This window comes from Kitasatospora acidiphila (assembly GCF_006636205.1).
Classification (GTDB): domain Bacteria; phylum Actinomycetota; class Actinomycetes; order Streptomycetales; family Streptomycetaceae; genus Kitasatospora; species Kitasatospora acidiphila.
The window spans coordinates 1,099,645-1,115,442 of record NZ_VIGB01000003.1; the positions used below are offsets into that span (position 1 = coordinate 1,099,645).

A 15,798-nucleotide genomic window follows, 5' to 3' on the forward strand; every position below is an offset into this window, starting at 1 on the left:
GGACCACCAGCACGTCAGAAGGGCAGGGGAATGGCAGGAGAGGCTGGGGCGACCGTCCGTCGCCGTCAGCTCGGCGCACTTCTCAAAAGGAGCCGCGTCACGGCCGGTCTCAGTCACGACGATGTCGCCGGGGCCATGCCGGGCATGTCTCAGCCGAAGCTGAGCCGAATCGAGAACGGTCGAGGAGCCATCAAACCGGACGAGGTCCGGGCACTCCTCGCGCTCTATAAGTGAGGATACCGGCCTGGTCGAAGCGCTGGTCGGGGTGGCGAAGAACAGTTCCAAGCGCGGCATGTGGTGGCAGAACTACGGCGAATACCTCAGCGACGCTCTGGGAGACTTGGTGACGTTGGAGGCCGACGCGACGTCAATACGAGCTTATGAGGCATCGTTCATCCCAGGGTTACTTCAAACCCCCGCCTACGCACGCGAGATCATCACCAAACTCGCCTTGCAGGCCGAAGTCAACGTCGATGCCATCGTGGACGTGCGCCTCGCCCGTCAGGGCGCCCTGATCCGCGAGATCCCGCTCGAAGTGTGGGCTGTCATTGATGAGCAGGCCATCCGCTCAGGCGTCGGCGGCCAAGCTGTCATGGCCGAGCAACTGACCTTGCTGATCGAACGAGCGAAGCGCCCCAATGTAAACATCCAGGTGATGCCCCTTGGTGCGCCAGCACACCATGGTATGAACGGTGCCTTCACCATCCTCGGTTTTCCGCAGAGGACCGACCTCGACGTGGTCCTTATCGACGGGGTCCACTCCAGCATCTGGATCGAAGATGCTCGCGACGTGGAGCTGTATGCCAAGAAGTTTGACCTGATCAGGGCTGTGGCCCTCGGGCCGGACGACTCCGTAGCGCTTATCACCGAACAGAGGGACAAACTGAGATGACGTTCCGCCCCAACGCAGCAGCCCTGGGTGTCACATGGACGAAGTCCACCAAGAGCAACCAGTCCACCAACTGCGTCGAAGCTGCCAGCCTGCCCGGCCAAGTCGCGGTGCGAGACAGCAAGAACCCGACCGGCCCGGCGCACGTTTACAGCCCTTCCGCCTTCGCCGAGTTCACCGCCGCCGTGGGTAACAACGCCCTCGTTGCGGTGAACTGACGTCATCATTCCGAGCCGAGTCCCCTGCCAACCCGACCAGGGAGCCAGTCTCACGTGAGCTACCACCCCAACGCCGATGAGACCGGCTTCACCTTCGTCAAGTCGACCTGCAGCAGCCACGATGGGAACTGCGTCGAGCTGGCCGCCGGCCTGCCCGGTGAAATCGCGGTGCGCGACAGCAAGAACCCGACCGGCCCCGCCCACCGCTACTCGGTCGACGCTGCCCAGCAGTTCGTGTCGGCCGTCGGCTCCGACACCCTGGTCCCGGTGAACTGACACCGGTCAGCATGAGTGGGGCATGGCCCGGCGGTACAGCGCCAGGCCATGCCCTCCCCCACCCCTCAGCAACCTCCTGCTCGTGCACGAGGGTTCCGCCCAGTGCAGCGCATCGCCCGGCTCTCAGAGGATGGCGAACAGGCCGGAGAGTGGAGCGGGTGTCCGCTCGGGGGTGAGGGCCTCGGCGAGGACGCGGCCGTAGTGGATCTTGCGTCCCTTCTTGGTGCCGAAGAACCGCCGCAGTTGCTGCTGCGCGGTGCGGTTCCGCTGGGCGGGCTGCTGCAGGAACACCTCCAGGGCGCGCAGGTCGCCCTCCGCCCGGATGAGCTCCCGCACCAGCTCCAAACCCAGCGCGCGGATCAACTCGTCCTCCAGGTCCGCCTCGCACACCAGGAAGTCCTGCGGGTCCGCTCCGGCCCGCGCCCAGCCGCGCACGTAGTAGTCCCGCTCCTGCACATCGCACAGTCCCGTCAGGTGGAGGCCCAGGCCGGTTGGTCCGAGAAGCTCGGCGAAGCGGCCGACGCTCATAGCGCCGCCCATCGGCAGCACGCAGATCCCCTCGGCCGACAGGTCCCGGCCGCAGGCCGCGGCGAGCGCGTCGACGGCGGCGACGTCGCTCGGCCCTTCGAGCAGCACGATCGTCCGGACCGGCAGCCGCTCGGCCAACTCGTGGGCCAGCTCCCGGCCGTCGCCACCTGCTGCCCAGGCCGTGACCGCCTCGCGGAACGCTCTCATGTCAGCCATAACACTCCATCTCGGGGCGAGCGACGAGGTGCCGATCCGAGCGGGCCGCCGGGCTGGCGGGGATCGATCGGGTCCAACCTATGAGTAGCGCTCGAAGATGGCCAGGACGTATTCCTCAAGTCGGCTGGCCAGGAGGGCGGGTGTCAGATCAGTGCGGCCGAGTTCGCGCCAGGGGACGGCGACCTTCTCCGCGTCGGGGGCGAACGCCAGGGCGTCGATCAGCCGCCAGTACAGCTGCGCCGCGCGCTGCTCGGCGAGTCGCCCGCCGGCGGCGAGGTAGCGGTCCGCGAAGCTCAGTCCCATGGGCACACCATGGAGCAGCGCCAGAGCTGTTGAGCAGTGGGCCACGTCCAGGTCGGCCGGTCCCCAGGAGGTCTCCACCCAGTCGACGACGCCGCTGATCCGGACTTCGTCCTCGTCGCCTTCGAAGAGGACGTTGCCCGGGTGGAAGTCCCGGTGCAGGAAACAGGCTTGGTAGGCGGGCGGATCCTGCCGGATGACATCGACGGCCCGCTGCCAGAGGTCCGGCCGTGCCGTGGACCCGGGCAGCCGCACCCGCTCCGGCGACGTCCAGGCCTGCCAAGTCCGTGGCCTCGTCTCCGTGTTGAACTCGACCTGATGGATGCGCAGCAACTGCGCCGCCAGCAGATCGGCACGCTGGTCAGCACCGCGGTCGTGCACGCGGACGATGCCGGGCAGCAGCGACATCAGCAGGGACGGGTGGTCGCAGTGCATCGCAGTCGAGTCCACGTCCACGAGTGCGGCCGCCGGCACGTCCGCGCCGCCGAGCAGGCGCAGGACCGCGGCTTCGCGTGACAGCAGGCCATCCGCGTGCTGGACGAAGAAGGGCTTCACGAACGACCGCAGCACCAGGGCACGTCGGCCGTCCGGGCCCGAGATGTGCAGGCGGCGCATCTGCGAGGTCCAACCGCCGTGCAGCCGCTCGGCGCCCGCCAGGCGCTCCCCAGCGCCGAGTCGCTTCTCCACCCACGCTCGCGTGGCGGCCCAGCCTGGCGCCCCGAAATCATCGCCGTCGCGCCCACTGTCCTCATCTATGGCCATGGCGCGAGGCTATCGGCACGGCGGTCGGGGTCACGAGGCAACCACCCGCGCATCCCGCGCCGTTGGTGCCTCCTCCACGCGCACCCGCTCCGCTGTCCCCCGCGCCCAGCGGCTCGACGTCACGAACCCGAGGACGACGATGGCCGCACCACAGCCCGCCGCGATCCACCAGCAGCTGCCCTCGGCGGCGGCGAACCCGTCCCGGAGACTGCGCCCCGCGAGGCCGGAGTTCAGCACCGAACCCAGCAGCCGACTCGCGCCTGCTAGTGCACCCGCGAGCCCCAACCACCGGGGTCGGCGCCGGCGAGTCGGCGCGTCAGTGGGGAGTGCCTGCGGGCTCTGGTAGCACTTCTGGGGCGCGTGACGAACATGCGCGCCGGTGGTCGCTCCCGTTCGGAACCAGATGGGCTGCGATGCCCACCAATCGGTGGATCGCTCGCTTCCAGCCAGGTGCCGGGCATGATCTGATGGGTTGCCGCTCCGGGGTTCCGCCCGGGGTCAACGGGCACCAGGACACGGGAACCGGCACGGAACCAGGGGGACGCGATGACCGCAGAGGATACCCACTCGGGCGAGGCGAACGACGAGTTCAGCATCAATCTCGACATCCACATACCGCACTCCGCCCGCATGTACGACTACTACCTCGGTGGCGTCACCAACTTCCCGGCCGACCGGGAGGCTGCCGGCCGGGCGTTGGCGGTGTTCCCGTTCGCCAGGGCCGCGGCGCGCGCCAACCGGGCGTTCATGCACCGCTCGATCCGGTTCCTCGCCCAGCAGGGCATCGACCAGTTCCTCGACATCGGCACCGGCATTCCCACCTCGCCGAACCTGCACGAGGTCGCGCAGGGCGTGAACCCGGCCGCGCGGATCGTCTACGCCGACAACGACCCGATCGTCCTCACCCACGCCGAAGCACTGCTGCGCAGCACCCCCGAGGGCCGCACCGCGTATGTGCAGGGGGATGTTCGCGACCCCGAGAAGGTGCTCGCCGGAGCGCGCGAGGTGCTCGACTTCTCGCGGCCCATCGGGCTCAGCATGAACGCGCTGCTGCACTTCATCGCCGACAAACCCGACCGGACCGCGGCCGACATTGCCGAAGCGTTCAAGTCCCAGCTTCCGAGCGGGAGTTCGCTGGCCATCAGCCATCTCACACCCGACTTCGCCGCCGCGGAGGCGCAGCGGCTGGAGCAGGTGTACCGGTCCTCCGGAACCGACCTCCAGGCCCGCACCCTTGAGGAGATGGCCGCTCTCTTCGACGGCTGGGAGCTGGTGGAGCCCGGCATCGTCTCCACCCCCCGCTGGCGCCCGAACCCGGACTCGGACGGCGATCCGGTCACCGACGCCGAGGCCTCCTGCTACGGCGGGGTCGCCTTCCTGCGCTGAGCGGTTGGAGGCCCGCAAGGATCGAAGGTCCGCACGGCTGACCGGGGGCTGGACCGGTCAGACGTTCTCCAGGACCAGGACGGCCCAGGTGCCCGGTTCGAGCGCCCGGAACACATGCGGCACGTCGGCCGGGTAGGCGATGTAGTCGCCCGGCCGGAGTTCCTGCGGTTCGTCCTCGATGCCGACCAGCGCCCGCCCTTGGCAGACGACGACATGCTCCACGGCCCCGGGCATGTGCGGATCGGAGGTGCGCTGGCTGCCCGGCTCGGCGGCGATGGTGTAGATGTCGCGGCGCGCGGCCGGCGGGCAGGCGGCGAGCAGAGTGGCCTGGTAGGACGACTCCGAGGCGGAGAGCACGGGGCCGTCGCCGGCCCGGACCACCCGAACTCGCCTGGTGGGCAGGTCGATCAGCCGGGAGAACGGGATCTCCAGTGCGTTGCAGAGCGCCCACAGGGTCTCCAGGCTGGGGTTGCCCACGCCGGATTCCAGCTGGGAGAGCGTGGACTTGGAGACCCCGGCCCGCCGGGCGACCTCACTGAGCGTCAGCTCGGCGCGGCGCCGCTCGCGGCGCAGCGCGGCCGAGATGACCTGCATCGGCGCGATCGGGGCCGCCGGGCCCTGGCCCGTACCGTCTGCGTCCATCTGCCCACCGTCCCGGCTTGACCAACGTCCTGCTGGATGTTCATTATAATCATCATGCGTTCGATCTGGCGAACACTCGATCCGGGCCTGGTGCGCGGGATCGCCCTGGTCTGCCTCTCCGTGGGTGCGATCGGCGTCTCCTACGGCGCGATCACCGTCACCAAAGGCTTCCCGCTCTGGTTTCCGGTACTCAGCGCGCTGCTGGTGCTGGCCGCCTCCTCGGAGTTCCTGTTCGTCGGCATCATCGCCGCGGGCGGCAACCCGATCGCCGCGATGCTGGTCGGCCTGCTGGTCAACGCCCGCCATCTGCCGTACGGCCTCGCCCTGCCGCCCGGCGTGCTCCAGCCGGGCTGGCGGCGCTTCCTCGCCACCCACCTGATGAACGACGAGAGCGTGGTGCTCGCCCTCGCCGAACCGGACCTGCCCCGCCAGCGCGCGGCCTACTGGGCCTGCGGCCTCGGGATGCTGGTCTGCTGGCCCGGCGGCGCCCTGGTCGGCGCACTGGCCGGAAACCTGGTGCACAACACCGACGCGCTCGGCCTGGACGCGATGTTCCCGGCGGTGATCCTGGCGCTCATCCTGCCGGCGTTGAAGGACCCGAGGACGCGCAACACCGCCCTCGCCGGCTGCGCCATCGCGCTGGTCAGCGCCCCGTTCACGCCCTCCGGGCTGCCCGAGCTGCTGGCCCTGTGCGCGGTCGCGCTCCAGCTGCGCCCCGGCCGGAACGCCCGGGGCTCCCGAGGCACCCGGGACGCCCGGGACGCCCAGCAGGACCACACGCCGAGCCCTGAGGAGGTCGGCTCGTGACATCCCGCCCGACCGTCATGGTCGCCCTGCTGGTGCTCTCCGCGGGCACCTTCGCCTTCCGCTTCGCCGGCCCCGCGCTGCGCGCCCGGTTCGCCTTTCCCAAGCGCGCCGAGGACCTGCTGAGCACGGCGGCCATCGTGCTGCTCGCCTCCCTGGTGGCGACCACCGGGCTGACCACCGGGCACGGCTTCAGCGGCTTCGCCCGCCCGGCCGGCGTGCTGGTCGGCGGCGTGCTGGCGGTCCGCAGGACGCCGTTCCCGGTGGTGGTGATCGCCGCGGCGGCGACCACCGCGATCCTGCGCCTGTTGCACGTGTCCTGACATGTCGTCGGCCTGCGTGCAGCTCACGGTCCTGTGGCTGTCGGCCGTCGCGGCGGCAGCCACCGCGACCCTGCGCCTGCTGCACTTCATTGACGACTCGTCAAATCATGTGCAGCTCACGGTCATCTGGATGTCGGCCGCAGCAGCCGCCTCCACGGCGGTGTTGCGTTTACTGAACCATCTCGACGCATCATCGGATACCGCGCGGGCTCGCCGTCAGGTGGATGTCTTCGGCCGCCCAGAGGACGAACCGCTCGATGGGGGTGACCAGTTGGCCGGGCACCGGACGGAAACGGAAGCGCCGCAGCAGCACCGCTAGCAGCAGTTGGGCCTCGACCATGGCCAGGGCCGCGCCCTCGCAGGCGCGCGGACCGAGCCCGAACGGGAGCCAGGCCAGCCGCGGACGCCTCGCGACCCGCTCCGGGGTGAACCGCTCCGGCCGGAACAGCTCGGGCTCCGGCCAGACGTCCGGGTTGAGATGGACGGCCCAGATCGGATAGAAGACCACCGCACCGGCCGGGATCCGGTACGGGCCGAGCGCCAGCGGTTCGGTGGTCTCCCGGGCGCCGTACGGGCCGGGTGGGTAGAGCCGCATCGACTCCTTGAGGACCATCTCCAGGTACGGCAGCCGGCGCAGGTCGGCGTAGTCGGGCACCGCGCGGTCGCCCAGCACCCGGTCGAGCTCCGCCGCGACGCGGTCGGCGACCTCGGGATGCCCGCCCAGCAGGTGCAGCGTCCAGGAGACCGCGACCCCGGTGGTGTGGTGGGCGGCGAGCAGCACGGCCAGCACGGTGTCGCGGATCCGGGCGGGGTGCTCGCCGGCCTCCAGTAGGGCGCCGACCAGATCGCTGCGCTCGGCGCGGCTGCCCGAGCGGTGGGCCGCGATCACCTGGTCGACCGTGGCGCGCAGGTAGGCGAGGGCCCGTTCGGTCCGCTCGGCCTGGTCCTGCGGGGAGCCCGGAGTCGACACCTGGTAGAGCCGGCCCAGGTAGTCGGCGAGCACCTGCTCGAAGGCGGCGACGACACCGTCCGGTGCCACGGTGTCGCCGCCCAGGGCGTATTCGCAGATCATCCGGAGCGACAGCGCGGTGAGCTCGTGCTGCAGGGCGATGGGCTCGGCTGCGGGCAACTCGGCCCAGCGGTCCGCGAGTTCGTTCGCCAGCGCGGCGAGCTGGGCGAACTGCCGTTCGTGCGACGGGCGTCCGGCGAGCACCCAGAGCAGCAGGCGGCGCCAGGGCCCGTGTTCGTCGGCCGGCATCACTTGCGGATTGCCCGACTCGAACAGCGGGTCGAGGAAGGCGAACAGCTGCCCTGGCCGCTTGTCGAGGTGGGCCGTGGCCTCCAGAAGCACCGGGTCGGCGATCGACACCGCGGTGTCAGCACCCGGGAGTTGGAACCGCACCACCGGTCCGTAGCTGCGGTGCAGCCACAGCTGGTAGGTGTGCAGTCCGCCCGCCGCCGCGATGGCGCCGGCCCCGCCGTCCGGTCGGGGTTCCGGGCCGGGGATGCTCATCGGGAGCCTCCTTCCGATTGCTGGTCGGTTCACGGTAGTCAGCGGGCGGGCCCCGTCCGGTGCGCGGCACGCGGTCCGGGGCCCCGCTTGCCGCCCGCTCAGCTGCGCCCGCGCAGCGAGGTGCTGGAGACCAGGACCCCGGCCAGCAGCGCCACTCCGGCGATGATCAGCGCGATCCGGGTGCCGCCGGGGTTACTGGAGGCCTGGCCGAGCACCACGCCGAGCACCGCGACGCCGAGCGAAGCACCCACCTGGCGAGCCGAGTTGAGGGTCCCGGCGCCGATGCCGGCGAACTCGGCCGGAACCGAGCCGGCCATCCCGGCGACCAGGGCCGGCATCGCGAACGAGACGCCGAACCCGAAGAGCACCAGACCCACCACGGTGGCCGCCAGAGCCAGGCCCGAGTTGCCGGTGAACGGCGCCTGCAGCAGCGCACCGGCGGCCATCAGGGCGAAGCCGATGGTGGCCGGGCGACGCGGTCCGATCCGGCCGACCAGCCGCCCGGTGAAGATCGGGTTGATGGCGGTGGGCAGGGTCAGCGGCAGGAACGCCAGGCCGGCGCCGAACGAGGAGTAGTGGCGGCCGTCCTGGAAGAACAGCGACAGCACGAACAGCAGCCCGGACAGCCCGAAGTTGGCCAGCAGCCCGGCCACCAGCGCGGCCGAGAACCCGCGGTTGCCGAACATCCGCGGCGGCAGCATCGCCGCATCCCCGGCACGCCGTTCGGCCGCGACGAACACCACCGCCGCGACCACCGCCACCGCGAACGCGACTACCACGTCAACGGCGCTCCAGCCGTTGGTCGGTCCCTCGATCAGGGCATAGACCAGGGCGGCCAGCGACACGATGCTGCTGAGCTGGCCGGTCAGGTCGAGCCCGCGGCGCGGCTTGCGCGCGGTCTCCGGCGCCCGACGAGCCGTGATGACCAGGCTGATCAGGGCCAGCGGCACATTGACCAGGAAGATCGCCCGCCAGCCGACGGTCTCGGTGAGCACACCGCCCACCACCGGGCCGGCGGCCAGCGCCGCGCCCGTGATCGCCGCCCAGGAGCCGACCGCCCGGGCCCGCTCGGCGGGGTTGGTGTAGGCGTTGGTGATCACCGCCAGCGAGGACGGGAGCAGCAGCGCACCGGGGATGCCCAGCGCCAGCCGCAGCACCACCAGCATGGTGAGGCCGTCGGCGGCGGCGGACAGACCGGACAGCGCCCCGAACGCGACCAGCCCCCAGAGGAAGACGCGGCGTCCGCCGAACCGGTCCGACAGCCAGCCCGCGGTGAGCAGCAGCGCGGCGAAGGTGATGGTGTATCCGTTGATGACCCACTGCAGCCCGCTCAGGCCGACGTGCAGCGACGTGGAGATGGCGGGGAGCGCCACCGAGACGATCGTCATGTCCAGCAGGACCATGAAGTAGCCCAGCGAGAGCCCGATCAGCAGCATGCGGGACGGCCTGCTCCCACTGGTCGGTTCGACGACGGGCTGTGGCGCCGTCTGCGTTGCCATGGAGTGCTCCTGGTATCGAGAGGATTCGGGAGGATTCGAGAAACGCTCGGACCGCCTGGCATCCGGTTTCCCGGGCGGCGGTGCAATCCATTCAACCGCCGCCGGAAGCCGAATTGGGCGCCGTGCCCACGGGAATAGCCGATGGGTGCCATCGGTTCAGCCGATGGATACTCAAGAGGGGCGGGGATTCGTGGAGTTGAGGCAGCTCAGGGCGTTCGAGACGGTCGCGCGGACGCTCAGCGTGACGCAGGCGGCCAAGGAACTGCATTACGCGCAATCAAGCGTCAGTGACCAAATCCAATCGCTGGAACGCGAACTGGGCGTGAGCCTGCTGAACCGTTCGCAGCGCGGGGTGCGGCTGACCCCGGAGGGAGTGGTGCTGTCCGAGTACGCCGAGCGCATCTTCAAGCTGGTCGAGGAGGCGAGGTTCGCGGTCACCCGGCCCGGCCTGGAGCTGGCGGTCGGCGCCCAGGAGGCGGTGAGCCAGCACCTGCTGCCGCCGGTGCTCAGGCACTTCCGCTCGGCGTACCCGCAGGCGCGGGTACGGGTCGGGCTGGACAGCCGCGGCGGGTTGTACCGCGGGGTGCTCCGGACAGATCTGGACCTCTGCCTGGCGTTCGGCAGCGTGCCTGACGATCCCGCACTGCGTTCGGAGACCCTGGTCGAGGAGCCGCTGGTGGTGATCGTGCCGCCGGAGCATCCGCTGGCCGGGTCCGGCCGGGCCCGCTTGGCGGAGCTCGCCCCGGAGGCCTTCCTCGCCACCGAGAAGGGCTGCAGTTTCCGCGAGATGTTCGACTCCGCCTTCGCGGGCGAGAAGGAACCGGTCGCCGAGGTGTCGAGCATCGCCACCCTCGGCGCCTGCGTGGCGGCCGGGATGGGCAGCGCGCTGCTGCCACTGGTCTCGGTGCGGGCCCAGGCCGACCGCGGCGAGGTGGCCGTGGTCGAGGTCGGGGACGCCGATCTGCGCGCCAAGGTGACCATGAGCTGGCTGGACCGCAACTCCGCGAACCCGAATCTGCTCGCCTTCCAGTCGGCGTTGCGCACGCAGCTCGGCGGCTGAGCGGGTCGTGCGGAAGGCTTTGCAGCCCCTTGTGACACCGGTCTCAGATATCCCGTTTTCCCTGTTAGAAGCAACACAAAAGATCGCGAAATCCGGACACGAACGTACAACAATCGAACGATCTGAGCTTCTTCTGAGGTTTATGCCCCATTTCGGGGCCTAGTCTGCACCGCGGATTGCCTTGGCCTAGGCCGTGGCGGCCGCCAGGCCCCGCGATCGGGCCGGACGACCCGGAAGAGAGGACTAGACACGTTGAGTGCGCCTGAGCCGACGACGGCTTCGCATCACAACTACCGCCGCACCCTCGGCACGATCAGCCTGACCGCCGTCGGTCTCGGTTCGATCATCGGCTCCGGCTGGCTGTTCGGCGCCGAGCGCGCTGCCAGGCTGGCCGGCCCGGCGGCTCTGCTCGCCTGGGTGATCGGTGCGGCGGTGGCCCTGGTCATCGCGCTGACCTACAGCGAGCTCGGCTCGATGTTCCCGAAGGCCGGCGGCATGGTCCGCTACGGCCAGTACTCGCACGGCTCGCTGGCCGGCTACCTGGCCGCTTGGGCCAACTGGATCGCGATCGTCTCCGTGATCCCCGGTGAGGCGACCGCCTCGGTGCAGTACATGAGTTCGTGGAGCTTCGGCTGGGCCCACGCGCTGTACAACGGCGAAGAGCTCACCACCAGCGGTGTGGCGCTGGCCAGCGTGCTGCTGGTCGTCTACTTCGTGCTCAACTGGTTCGCCATCACGCTCTTCGCGAAGACGAACACCGCGATCACGGTGTTCAAGGTGGTCGTCCCGGTGCTCACCGCCAGCGCCCTGCTGCTGTCGCACTTCGACAAGCACAACCTGACCGCCCAGGGCGGCTTCGCCCCGCACGGCTGGAACGCGGTCTTCACCGCCGTCGCCACCTCCGGCATCGTCTGGGCCTACAACGGCTTCCAGTCGCCGCTGAACCTGGCCGGCGAGGCGCGCAACCCGGGCAAGTCGCTGCCCAAGGCGGTGATCAGCTCGATCCTGATCGCGCTGGTGATCTACCTGGCCCTGCAGACCGCCTTCCTCGGCGCGCTGCCGCACGACGCCCTGGCGCACGGCTGGAGTTCGCTCAGCTACAAGTCCCCGCTGGCCGACCTGGCCACCGCCTGGGGCCTGAACTGGCTGGCGCTGCTGCTCTACTCGGACGCGTTCATCTCGCCGAGCGGCACCGGCATGATCTACGCCGCGACCACCTCGCGCATGATCCACGGTGTCCAGGAGAACGGCCAGCTGCCGTCGATCTTCGGCCGGGTGGACAAGAAGACCGGTGTGCCGCGTCCGGCGCTGCTGCTCAACCTGTTCATCGCGTTCCTCTTCCTGGCCGTCTTCCGCGGCTGGGGCTCGCTGGCCTCGATCGTCTCGGTGGCCACCGTGATCTCCTACATCACCGGCCCGGTCGCCGTGATGTCGCTGCGCAAGCTCGCCCCCGAGCTGGCGCGGCCGGTCCGGCTGCGCGCCATGCCGGTGATCGCCCCGGTCGCGATGGTGTTCGGCTCGCTGGTGCTCTACTGGGCCAAGTGGCCGCTCACCGGCAAGGTGATCTTGCTGATGGCCGCCGGCCTGCCGGTCTGGGCCTGGTACGAGCTGCGCAAGCCGTGGGAGGTGCTCAAGCCGCACCTGAAGGCGGGCGTCTGGATGATCGCCTACCTGGTGGTGATGGCGGGCGTCTCCTGGGCGGGCAGCAAGAGCTACGGCGGCCACAACCACCTGAAGGAGCCGCTGGACCTGGTGGTCGTCGCGCTGCTCGCCCTGGCCTTCTACTTCTGGGGCGTGCGCAGCGCCTGGTCGAACCCCTCGCTCGACCAGGTGAAGGCCGAGATGGCCGAGGCCGCCGAGGCGGAGTCGGCCGACGAGGCGGAGCTCACCAAGGCGTGACCCCCGGACCCGCTGCCAGGCAGCGGGCCCGCACACGCACACTGCCGGCCCGGCCGACGGAGCACTGCCTCCGTCGACCGGGCCGGCGGTCGCATGTCCAGGCATCGACCGCGACGGCAGTGGCATATCGGGACGCGGGCCGGGCCAGCCGGGCGTCGGCCGCGCGTGGGAGCGTCGGCCGGCGGGGTGTCCACCGCGCCAGCCACCCACCTCCCGTCATGCCAGTCGAACTGACGGTTTATCGTCCGATCAGAAGATGAATATCGATCGGTGATATCAGGGGGCGGCGGACAGTCATGGCGGAGCAGAGCCAGAGCACCATCACCGCGGACCGGCCCGCCCAAGCCGGGCCGGCGGAGGGTGCGGGGCCACCACGAGCGGGCCGAAGGCGGATCGGGTCGCTCGAACTGCTGGTGGTCGGCCTGGTGCTGCTGATGGCGGGGCGGCAGTGGCTGGCCGACTGGTTCACGGCGCCCGGCGTGCAGGCCTGGGCCACGGTCTTCGTGGCGATCTGCGTGCAGGCGGTCCCGTTCCTGGTCCTGGGCACGCTGCTGTCCGCGGCCATCACCGCGCTGGTGCCGGCCTCCTTCCTGCAGCGGGCGCTGCCCCGGCGGACGGCGCTCGCGGTGCCGGCGGCGGGGCTGGCCGGTGCGGTGCTGCCGGGGTGCGAGTGCGCGTCGGTGCCGGTGGCGGACGGGCTGATGGCGCGCGGGGTGGCGCCCGCCGCCGCGCTGGCGTTCCTGCTCTCCGCACCGGCGATCAACCCGGTGGTGCTCACGGCGACGGCGGTCGCCTTTCCCGGCCGCCCGGAGGTGGTGCTGGCCCGGTTCGCCGCCTCGCTGGTGACCGCTGTGGTGGTGGGCTGGCTGTGGGCGCGGTTCGGGCGGCCCGAGTGGCTGCGGCCCTCGGCGCGGCGGGAGCGGCCGGCCGGCGAGGGGCGGTGGACGGCGTTCCGGGGCGCCTTCGTGCACGAGTTCCTGCACGCCGCCGGGTTCCTGGTGATCGGCGGGATCACCGCGGCCACGCTGAACGTGGCGGTGCCGCGGCAGTGGCTCGGCCACCTCGCGGGGCTGCCGGGCGTCTCGGTGCTGGTGCTGGCGCTGCTGGCGGTGGTGCTGGCGGTCTGCTCGGAGGCGGACGCGTTCGTGGCGGCCAGTCTGACGGCCTTTCCGCTCGCGGCCCGGCTGGCCTTCATGGTGGTCGGTCCGATGGTGGACGTGAAGCTGGTGGCGATGCAGGCCGGCACCTTCGGCTGGTCCTTCGCTTGGCGGTTCTCAGCCACCACCCTCACGGTCGCGGTGGCGGCCTCGGCGGTGGCGGGGTGGTGGCTGCGATGAGGCGCGAGGTCCAGGCGATCCTGCTGGTGCTGCTGGGGTCCGCGGTGCTGCGGATCTCGCTGTTCAGCGACACCTATCTGCGGTACGTCCGGGCGGCGTTGCGGCCGTATCTGATCACCGCCGGGGTGCTGGTCGTGGTGCTCGGCGTGCTGACCGCGCTGGCCGCACTGCGCGGCCGGCAGCCGGCGGAACACGACGACGAGCACGACGACGGGCACGGCCACAGCCATGCCCACGGCCCGCGGATCGCCTGGCTGTTGGCGCTCCCGGCGGTCGTCATCCTGCTGGTCGCGCCGCCCGCGCTCGGCTCCTACACCGCGCAGCACGCCGGGAACACCGTGGCGAAGCCGGACACTGCGGCCGGCTTCCCGGCGCTGCCCGCCGGCGATCCGCTGCCGCTGCCGCTGGCCGAGTTCGAGGTGCGGGCCGACTGGGACACCGCCAAGCCGCTGCTCGGCCGCCGGGTCAAGCTGCTCGGCTTCGTCACGCCGAAGAGCGGCGGCGGCTGGTACGTCACCCGACTGGTGATCAGCTGCTGCGCGGCCGACGCGGTGACCTACAAGGTCGAGGTCCGGGGCGCGCAGATGCCGCCCGCGAACAGCTGGGTGTCGGTGACCGGGGTGTGGCAACCCGACGGGAACGCCGCCCAGTCCGACGCGGTGCCGGCCCTCAACGCGTCCCAGGTGGTGCCGGTTCCCCAGCCGCGCGATCCCTACGAGTGATCATCGTCACCGCCCGTGCGGAGCAACGGATCCGGCCATCGCGCACGTCTCTCTTCATGGGGGAAATCAGATGTTTTGTCACCCAGTCGCACAGCCCAGGCCCAGCCGTGTGCGGCGTGCTTCTTAAACGAGAACGAGGTTGATGGTGAAAGCCACTCGGCGTACGACCGTGCTGCTGACCGGAGGCATGGGAGTCGCCGCCGCACTCGCGCTCATCCCCATGGCACCGAGCGGTGGCGGCAAGGTGGCGACGGCGACCGCGCCGAGCGACTCGCCGGGCGCCGCCGCGACCGCGAGCAGCAGCCCGCCGGTCGGCGCGCCGTCGAGCTCTCCGACGCCCTGGGACGGCAAGGTCAAGGTGATCGGCGACGGCTCGACCTCCGAAACCGGCCCGGAGCCCAAGCAGTTGGTGCCGCAGAAGCTCAAGCCGGGCGAGAAGCCGCCGCAGTTCGTGGTCTTCTCCTGGGACGGCGGACTGGAGGGCGACGAGCACCTGTTCTCGCACTTCCGCGAGGTGGCCAAGGAGAGCAACGCCCAGATGACGTTCTTCCTGACCGGCATCTACCTGCTGCCCAACTCCAAGCGCTACCTCTACCACCCGCCCCAGCACCCGGTGGGCACCTCGGCCATCGACCTCGCGACCGACCAGCACATCAAGGACACCCTGGAGCAGTTGCGACAGGCCTGGGCGGACGGCGACGAGATCGGCACCCACTTCAACGGCCACTTCTGCGGATCCGGCGGCGGCAACGACTGGAGCAGCGCCGACTGGCTCAGCGAGACCCAGCAGGCCTACTCCTTCGTGGAGAACTGGAAGACCAACACCGGCTACAAGGACATCCCGCCGCTGCCCTTCGACTACCAGAAGGAGCTGGTCGGCGGCCGCGCGCCGTGCCTGGAGGGGCAGAAGACCCTGCTGCCGGTGGAGAAGCAGCTCGGCTGGCGCTACGACGCCAGCTCCCCCGGCGACTTCCAGATCTGGCCGGCCAAGACCAACGGGATCTGGAACTTCCCGCTGCAGGAACTCCCCTACCCCGGACAGAACTTCCAGGTCCTCTCGATGGACTTCAACTTCCTGGCGAACCAGTCGGGCGGCGACCCGAACGGCGATCCGTCCAAGTACGCGCAGTGGGAGAAGACCGCCCGGGACGGCTACCTGAACGGCTTCGAGCGCGCCTACAACGGCAGCCGGGCACCGCTGTTCATCGGGAACCACTTCGAGACCTGGAACGGCGGCATCTACATGAAGGCCGTCGAGGACGTGATGCGCAACGCCTGCACCAAGCCGCAGGTGCAGTGCGTGTCCTTCAAGGAGCTCGCCGACTGGCTGGACGCCCAGGACCCCAACGTGCTCGCCCAGTTGCGCCAGCTCGACCCGGGCCAGGCGCCGGACTGGTCGACCTTCATCAAGTGACCAGCCCCGC

At 70.4% G+C, this 15,798-nt stretch carries 17 protein-coding genes; 12 read left to right on the top strand and 5 right to left on the bottom strand.

Annotated features, from left to right (window positions below; genetic code table 11):
• Positions 1-30 precede the first annotated feature (30 nt).
• From E6W39_RS43980 to E6W39_RS05840, 4 genes are read left to right on the top strand one after another with little or no spacing between them, the layout of a single operon-like run.
• Positions 31-234: a helix-turn-helix domain-containing protein gene (locus E6W39_RS43980; protein WP_181799126.1), complete on the top strand. Its 204-nt coding sequence runs from the start codon at positions 31-33 to the stop codon at positions 232-234.
• Between the two features lie 31 nt (positions 235-265).
• Positions 266-892 carry a DUF5753 domain-containing protein gene (locus E6W39_RS05830; RefSeq protein ID WP_141632594.1) on the top strand — a complete coding sequence of 209 codons (627 nt, stop codon included), beginning with the start codon at positions 266-268 and terminating at the stop codon, positions 890-892.
• Positions 889-1,107, top strand: a complete 219-nt coding sequence (locus E6W39_RS05835; protein ID WP_141632595.1) for a DUF397 domain-containing protein — start codon at positions 889-891, stop codon at positions 1,105-1,107. The genes E6W39_RS05830 and E6W39_RS05835 overlap by 4 nt, the downstream gene beginning before the upstream one ends.
• A 54-nt stretch (positions 1,108-1,161) precedes the next feature.
• Positions 1,162-1,383 carry a DUF397 domain-containing protein gene (locus E6W39_RS05840; RefSeq protein ID WP_141632596.1) on the top strand — a complete coding sequence of 74 codons (222 nt, stop codon included), beginning with the start codon at positions 1,162-1,164 and terminating at the stop codon, positions 1,381-1,383.
• A 123-nt stretch (positions 1,384-1,506) separates the two neighbouring features.
• On the opposite strand, the gene E6W39_RS05845 is transcribed toward E6W39_RS05840, so the two are convergent.
• Complete coding sequence (locus E6W39_RS05845) at positions 1,507-2,127, bottom strand: TOPRIM nucleotidyl transferase/hydrolase domain-containing protein (protein ID WP_141632597.1); 621 nt, start codon at positions 2,125-2,127, stop codon at positions 1,507-1,509.
• 78 nt (positions 2,128-2,205) lie between these two features.
• Positions 2,206-3,189 carry a phosphotransferase family protein gene (locus E6W39_RS05850; RefSeq protein ID WP_141632598.1) on the bottom strand — a complete coding sequence of 328 codons (984 nt, stop codon included), beginning with the start codon at positions 3,187-3,189 and terminating at the stop codon, positions 2,206-2,208.
• A gap of 546 nt (positions 3,190-3,735) precedes the next feature.
• Here E6W39_RS05850 and E6W39_RS05855 point away from each other — a divergent pair.
• Entirely contained in the window at positions 3,736-4,575 is an 840-nt protein-coding gene (locus E6W39_RS05855; RefSeq protein ID WP_141632599.1) for an SAM-dependent methyltransferase, read from the top strand.
• Positions 4,576-4,632: 57 nt separating this feature from the next.
• Here the strand turns inward: E6W39_RS05855 and E6W39_RS05860 are convergent, their stop codons facing one another.
• Positions 4,633-5,217 carry a helix-turn-helix domain-containing protein gene (locus tag E6W39_RS05860; protein ID WP_141632600.1) on the bottom strand — a complete coding sequence of 195 codons (585 nt, stop codon included), beginning with the start codon at positions 5,215-5,217 and terminating at the stop codon, positions 4,633-4,635.
• Positions 5,218-5,271: 54 nt separating this feature from the next.
• Between E6W39_RS05860 and E6W39_RS05865 the strand changes: the two genes are divergently transcribed.
• Together E6W39_RS05865 and E6W39_RS05870 are read left to right on the top strand one after the other, a co-directional pair.
• Positions 5,272-6,024 (top strand): AzlC family ABC transporter permease, encoded by a 753-nt coding sequence (locus tag E6W39_RS05865; RefSeq protein ID WP_141632601.1) that lies wholly within the window; start codon positions 5,272-5,274, stop codon positions 6,022-6,024.
• The gene (locus E6W39_RS05870) at positions 6,021-6,344 is read left to right on the top strand and encodes an AzlD domain-containing protein (RefSeq protein WP_456152131.1); all 324 of its coding nucleotides are present in this window, start codon (positions 6,021-6,023) and stop codon (positions 6,342-6,344) included. The genes E6W39_RS05865 and E6W39_RS05870 overlap by 4 nt, the downstream gene beginning before the upstream one ends.
• Positions 6,345-6,534: 190 nt before the next feature.
• Here the strand turns inward: E6W39_RS05870 and E6W39_RS05875 are convergent, their stop codons facing one another.
• Entirely contained in the window at positions 6,535-7,857 is a 1,323-nt protein-coding gene (locus E6W39_RS05875) for a cytochrome P450 (RefSeq protein ID WP_141632602.1), read from the bottom strand.
• Between the two features lie 98 nt (positions 7,858-7,955).
• Positions 7,956-9,356, bottom strand: coding sequence for an MFS transporter (locus E6W39_RS05880; RefSeq protein ID WP_228717986.1), 1,401 nt, complete (start codon positions 9,354-9,356; stop codon positions 7,956-7,958).
• Positions 9,357-9,519: 163 nt separating this feature from the next.
• Here E6W39_RS05880 and E6W39_RS05885 point away from each other — a divergent pair, with 163 nt between their 5' ends.
• The 5 genes from E6W39_RS05885 (at position 9,520) to E6W39_RS05905 (ending at position 15,788) form a co-directional block, all read left to right on the top strand.
• On the top strand, positions 9,520-10,416 hold the full coding sequence (locus tag E6W39_RS05885) for a LysR family transcriptional regulator (RefSeq protein ID WP_228717987.1): 897 nt from the start codon (positions 9,520-9,522) through the stop codon (positions 10,414-10,416).
• A gap of 252 nt (positions 10,417-10,668) precedes the next feature.
• Positions 10,669-12,315, top strand: a complete 1,647-nt coding sequence (locus tag E6W39_RS05890; RefSeq protein ID WP_141632604.1) for an APC family permease — start codon at positions 10,669-10,671, stop codon at positions 12,313-12,315.
• 296 nt (positions 12,316-12,611) lie between these two features.
• On the top strand, positions 12,612-13,652 hold the full coding sequence (locus E6W39_RS05895; protein ID WP_141632605.1) for a permease: 1,041 nt from the start codon (positions 12,612-12,614) through the stop codon (positions 13,650-13,652).
• Complete coding sequence (locus E6W39_RS05900; RefSeq protein WP_141632606.1) at positions 13,649-14,374, top strand: TIGR03943 family putative permease subunit; 726 nt, start codon at positions 13,649-13,651, stop codon at positions 14,372-14,374. The genes E6W39_RS05895 and E6W39_RS05900 overlap by 4 nt, the downstream gene beginning before the upstream one ends.
• Before the next feature lie 142 nt (positions 14,375-14,516).
• A complete protein-coding gene (locus E6W39_RS05905; protein ID WP_141632607.1) occupies positions 14,517-15,788 on the top strand; it encodes a polysaccharide deacetylase family protein in 1,272 nt (423 codons plus the stop codon).
• Positions 15,789-15,798 lie beyond the last annotated feature (10 nt).

Excerpts from the sequence above, each read along its gene's own strand:
- E6W39_RS05905 (WP_141632607.1), top strand. The coding sequence starts at position 14,517 with ATGGTGAAAGCCACTCGGCGTACGACCGTGCTGCTGACCGGAGGCATG.
- E6W39_RS05885 (WP_228717987.1), top strand. The coding sequence starts at position 9,520 with ATGGATACTCAAGAGGGGCGGGGATTCGTGGAGTTGAGGCAGCTCAGG.
- E6W39_RS05850 (WP_141632598.1), bottom strand. The coding sequence starts at position 3,189 with ATGGCCATAGATGAGGACAGTGGGCGCGACGGCGATGATTTCGGGGCG.
- E6W39_RS05880 (WP_228717986.1), bottom strand. The coding sequence starts at position 9,356 with ATGGCAACGCAGACGGCGCCACAGCCCGTCGTCGAACCGACCAGTGGG.
- E6W39_RS05875 (WP_141632602.1), bottom strand. The coding sequence starts at position 7,857 with ATGAGCATCCCCGGCCCGGAACCCCGACCGGACGGCGGGGCCGGCGCC.
- E6W39_RS05855 (WP_141632599.1), top strand. The coding sequence starts at position 3,736 with ATGACCGCAGAGGATACCCACTCGGGCGAGGCGAACGACGAGTTCAGC.
- E6W39_RS05900 (WP_141632606.1), top strand. The coding sequence starts at position 13,649 with ATGAGGCGCGAGGTCCAGGCGATCCTGCTGGTGCTGCTGGGGTCCGCG.
- E6W39_RS05860 (WP_141632600.1), bottom strand. The coding sequence starts at position 5,217 with ATGGACGCAGACGGTACGGGCCAGGGCCCGGCGGCCCCGATCGCGCCG.
- E6W39_RS43980 (WP_181799126.1), top strand. The coding sequence starts at position 31 with ATGGCAGGAGAGGCTGGGGCGACCGTCCGTCGCCGTCAGCTCGGCGCA.
- E6W39_RS05845 (WP_141632597.1), bottom strand. The coding sequence starts at position 2,127 with ATGGCTGACATGAGAGCGTTCCGCGAGGCGGTCACGGCCTGGGCAGCA.
- E6W39_RS05835 (WP_141632595.1), top strand. The coding sequence starts at position 889 with ATGACGTTCCGCCCCAACGCAGCAGCCCTGGGTGTCACATGGACGAAG.
- E6W39_RS05895 (WP_141632605.1), top strand. The coding sequence starts at position 12,612 with ATGGCGGAGCAGAGCCAGAGCACCATCACCGCGGACCGGCCCGCCCAA.
- E6W39_RS05865 (WP_141632601.1), top strand. The coding sequence starts at position 5,272 with ATGCGTTCGATCTGGCGAACACTCGATCCGGGCCTGGTGCGCGGGATC.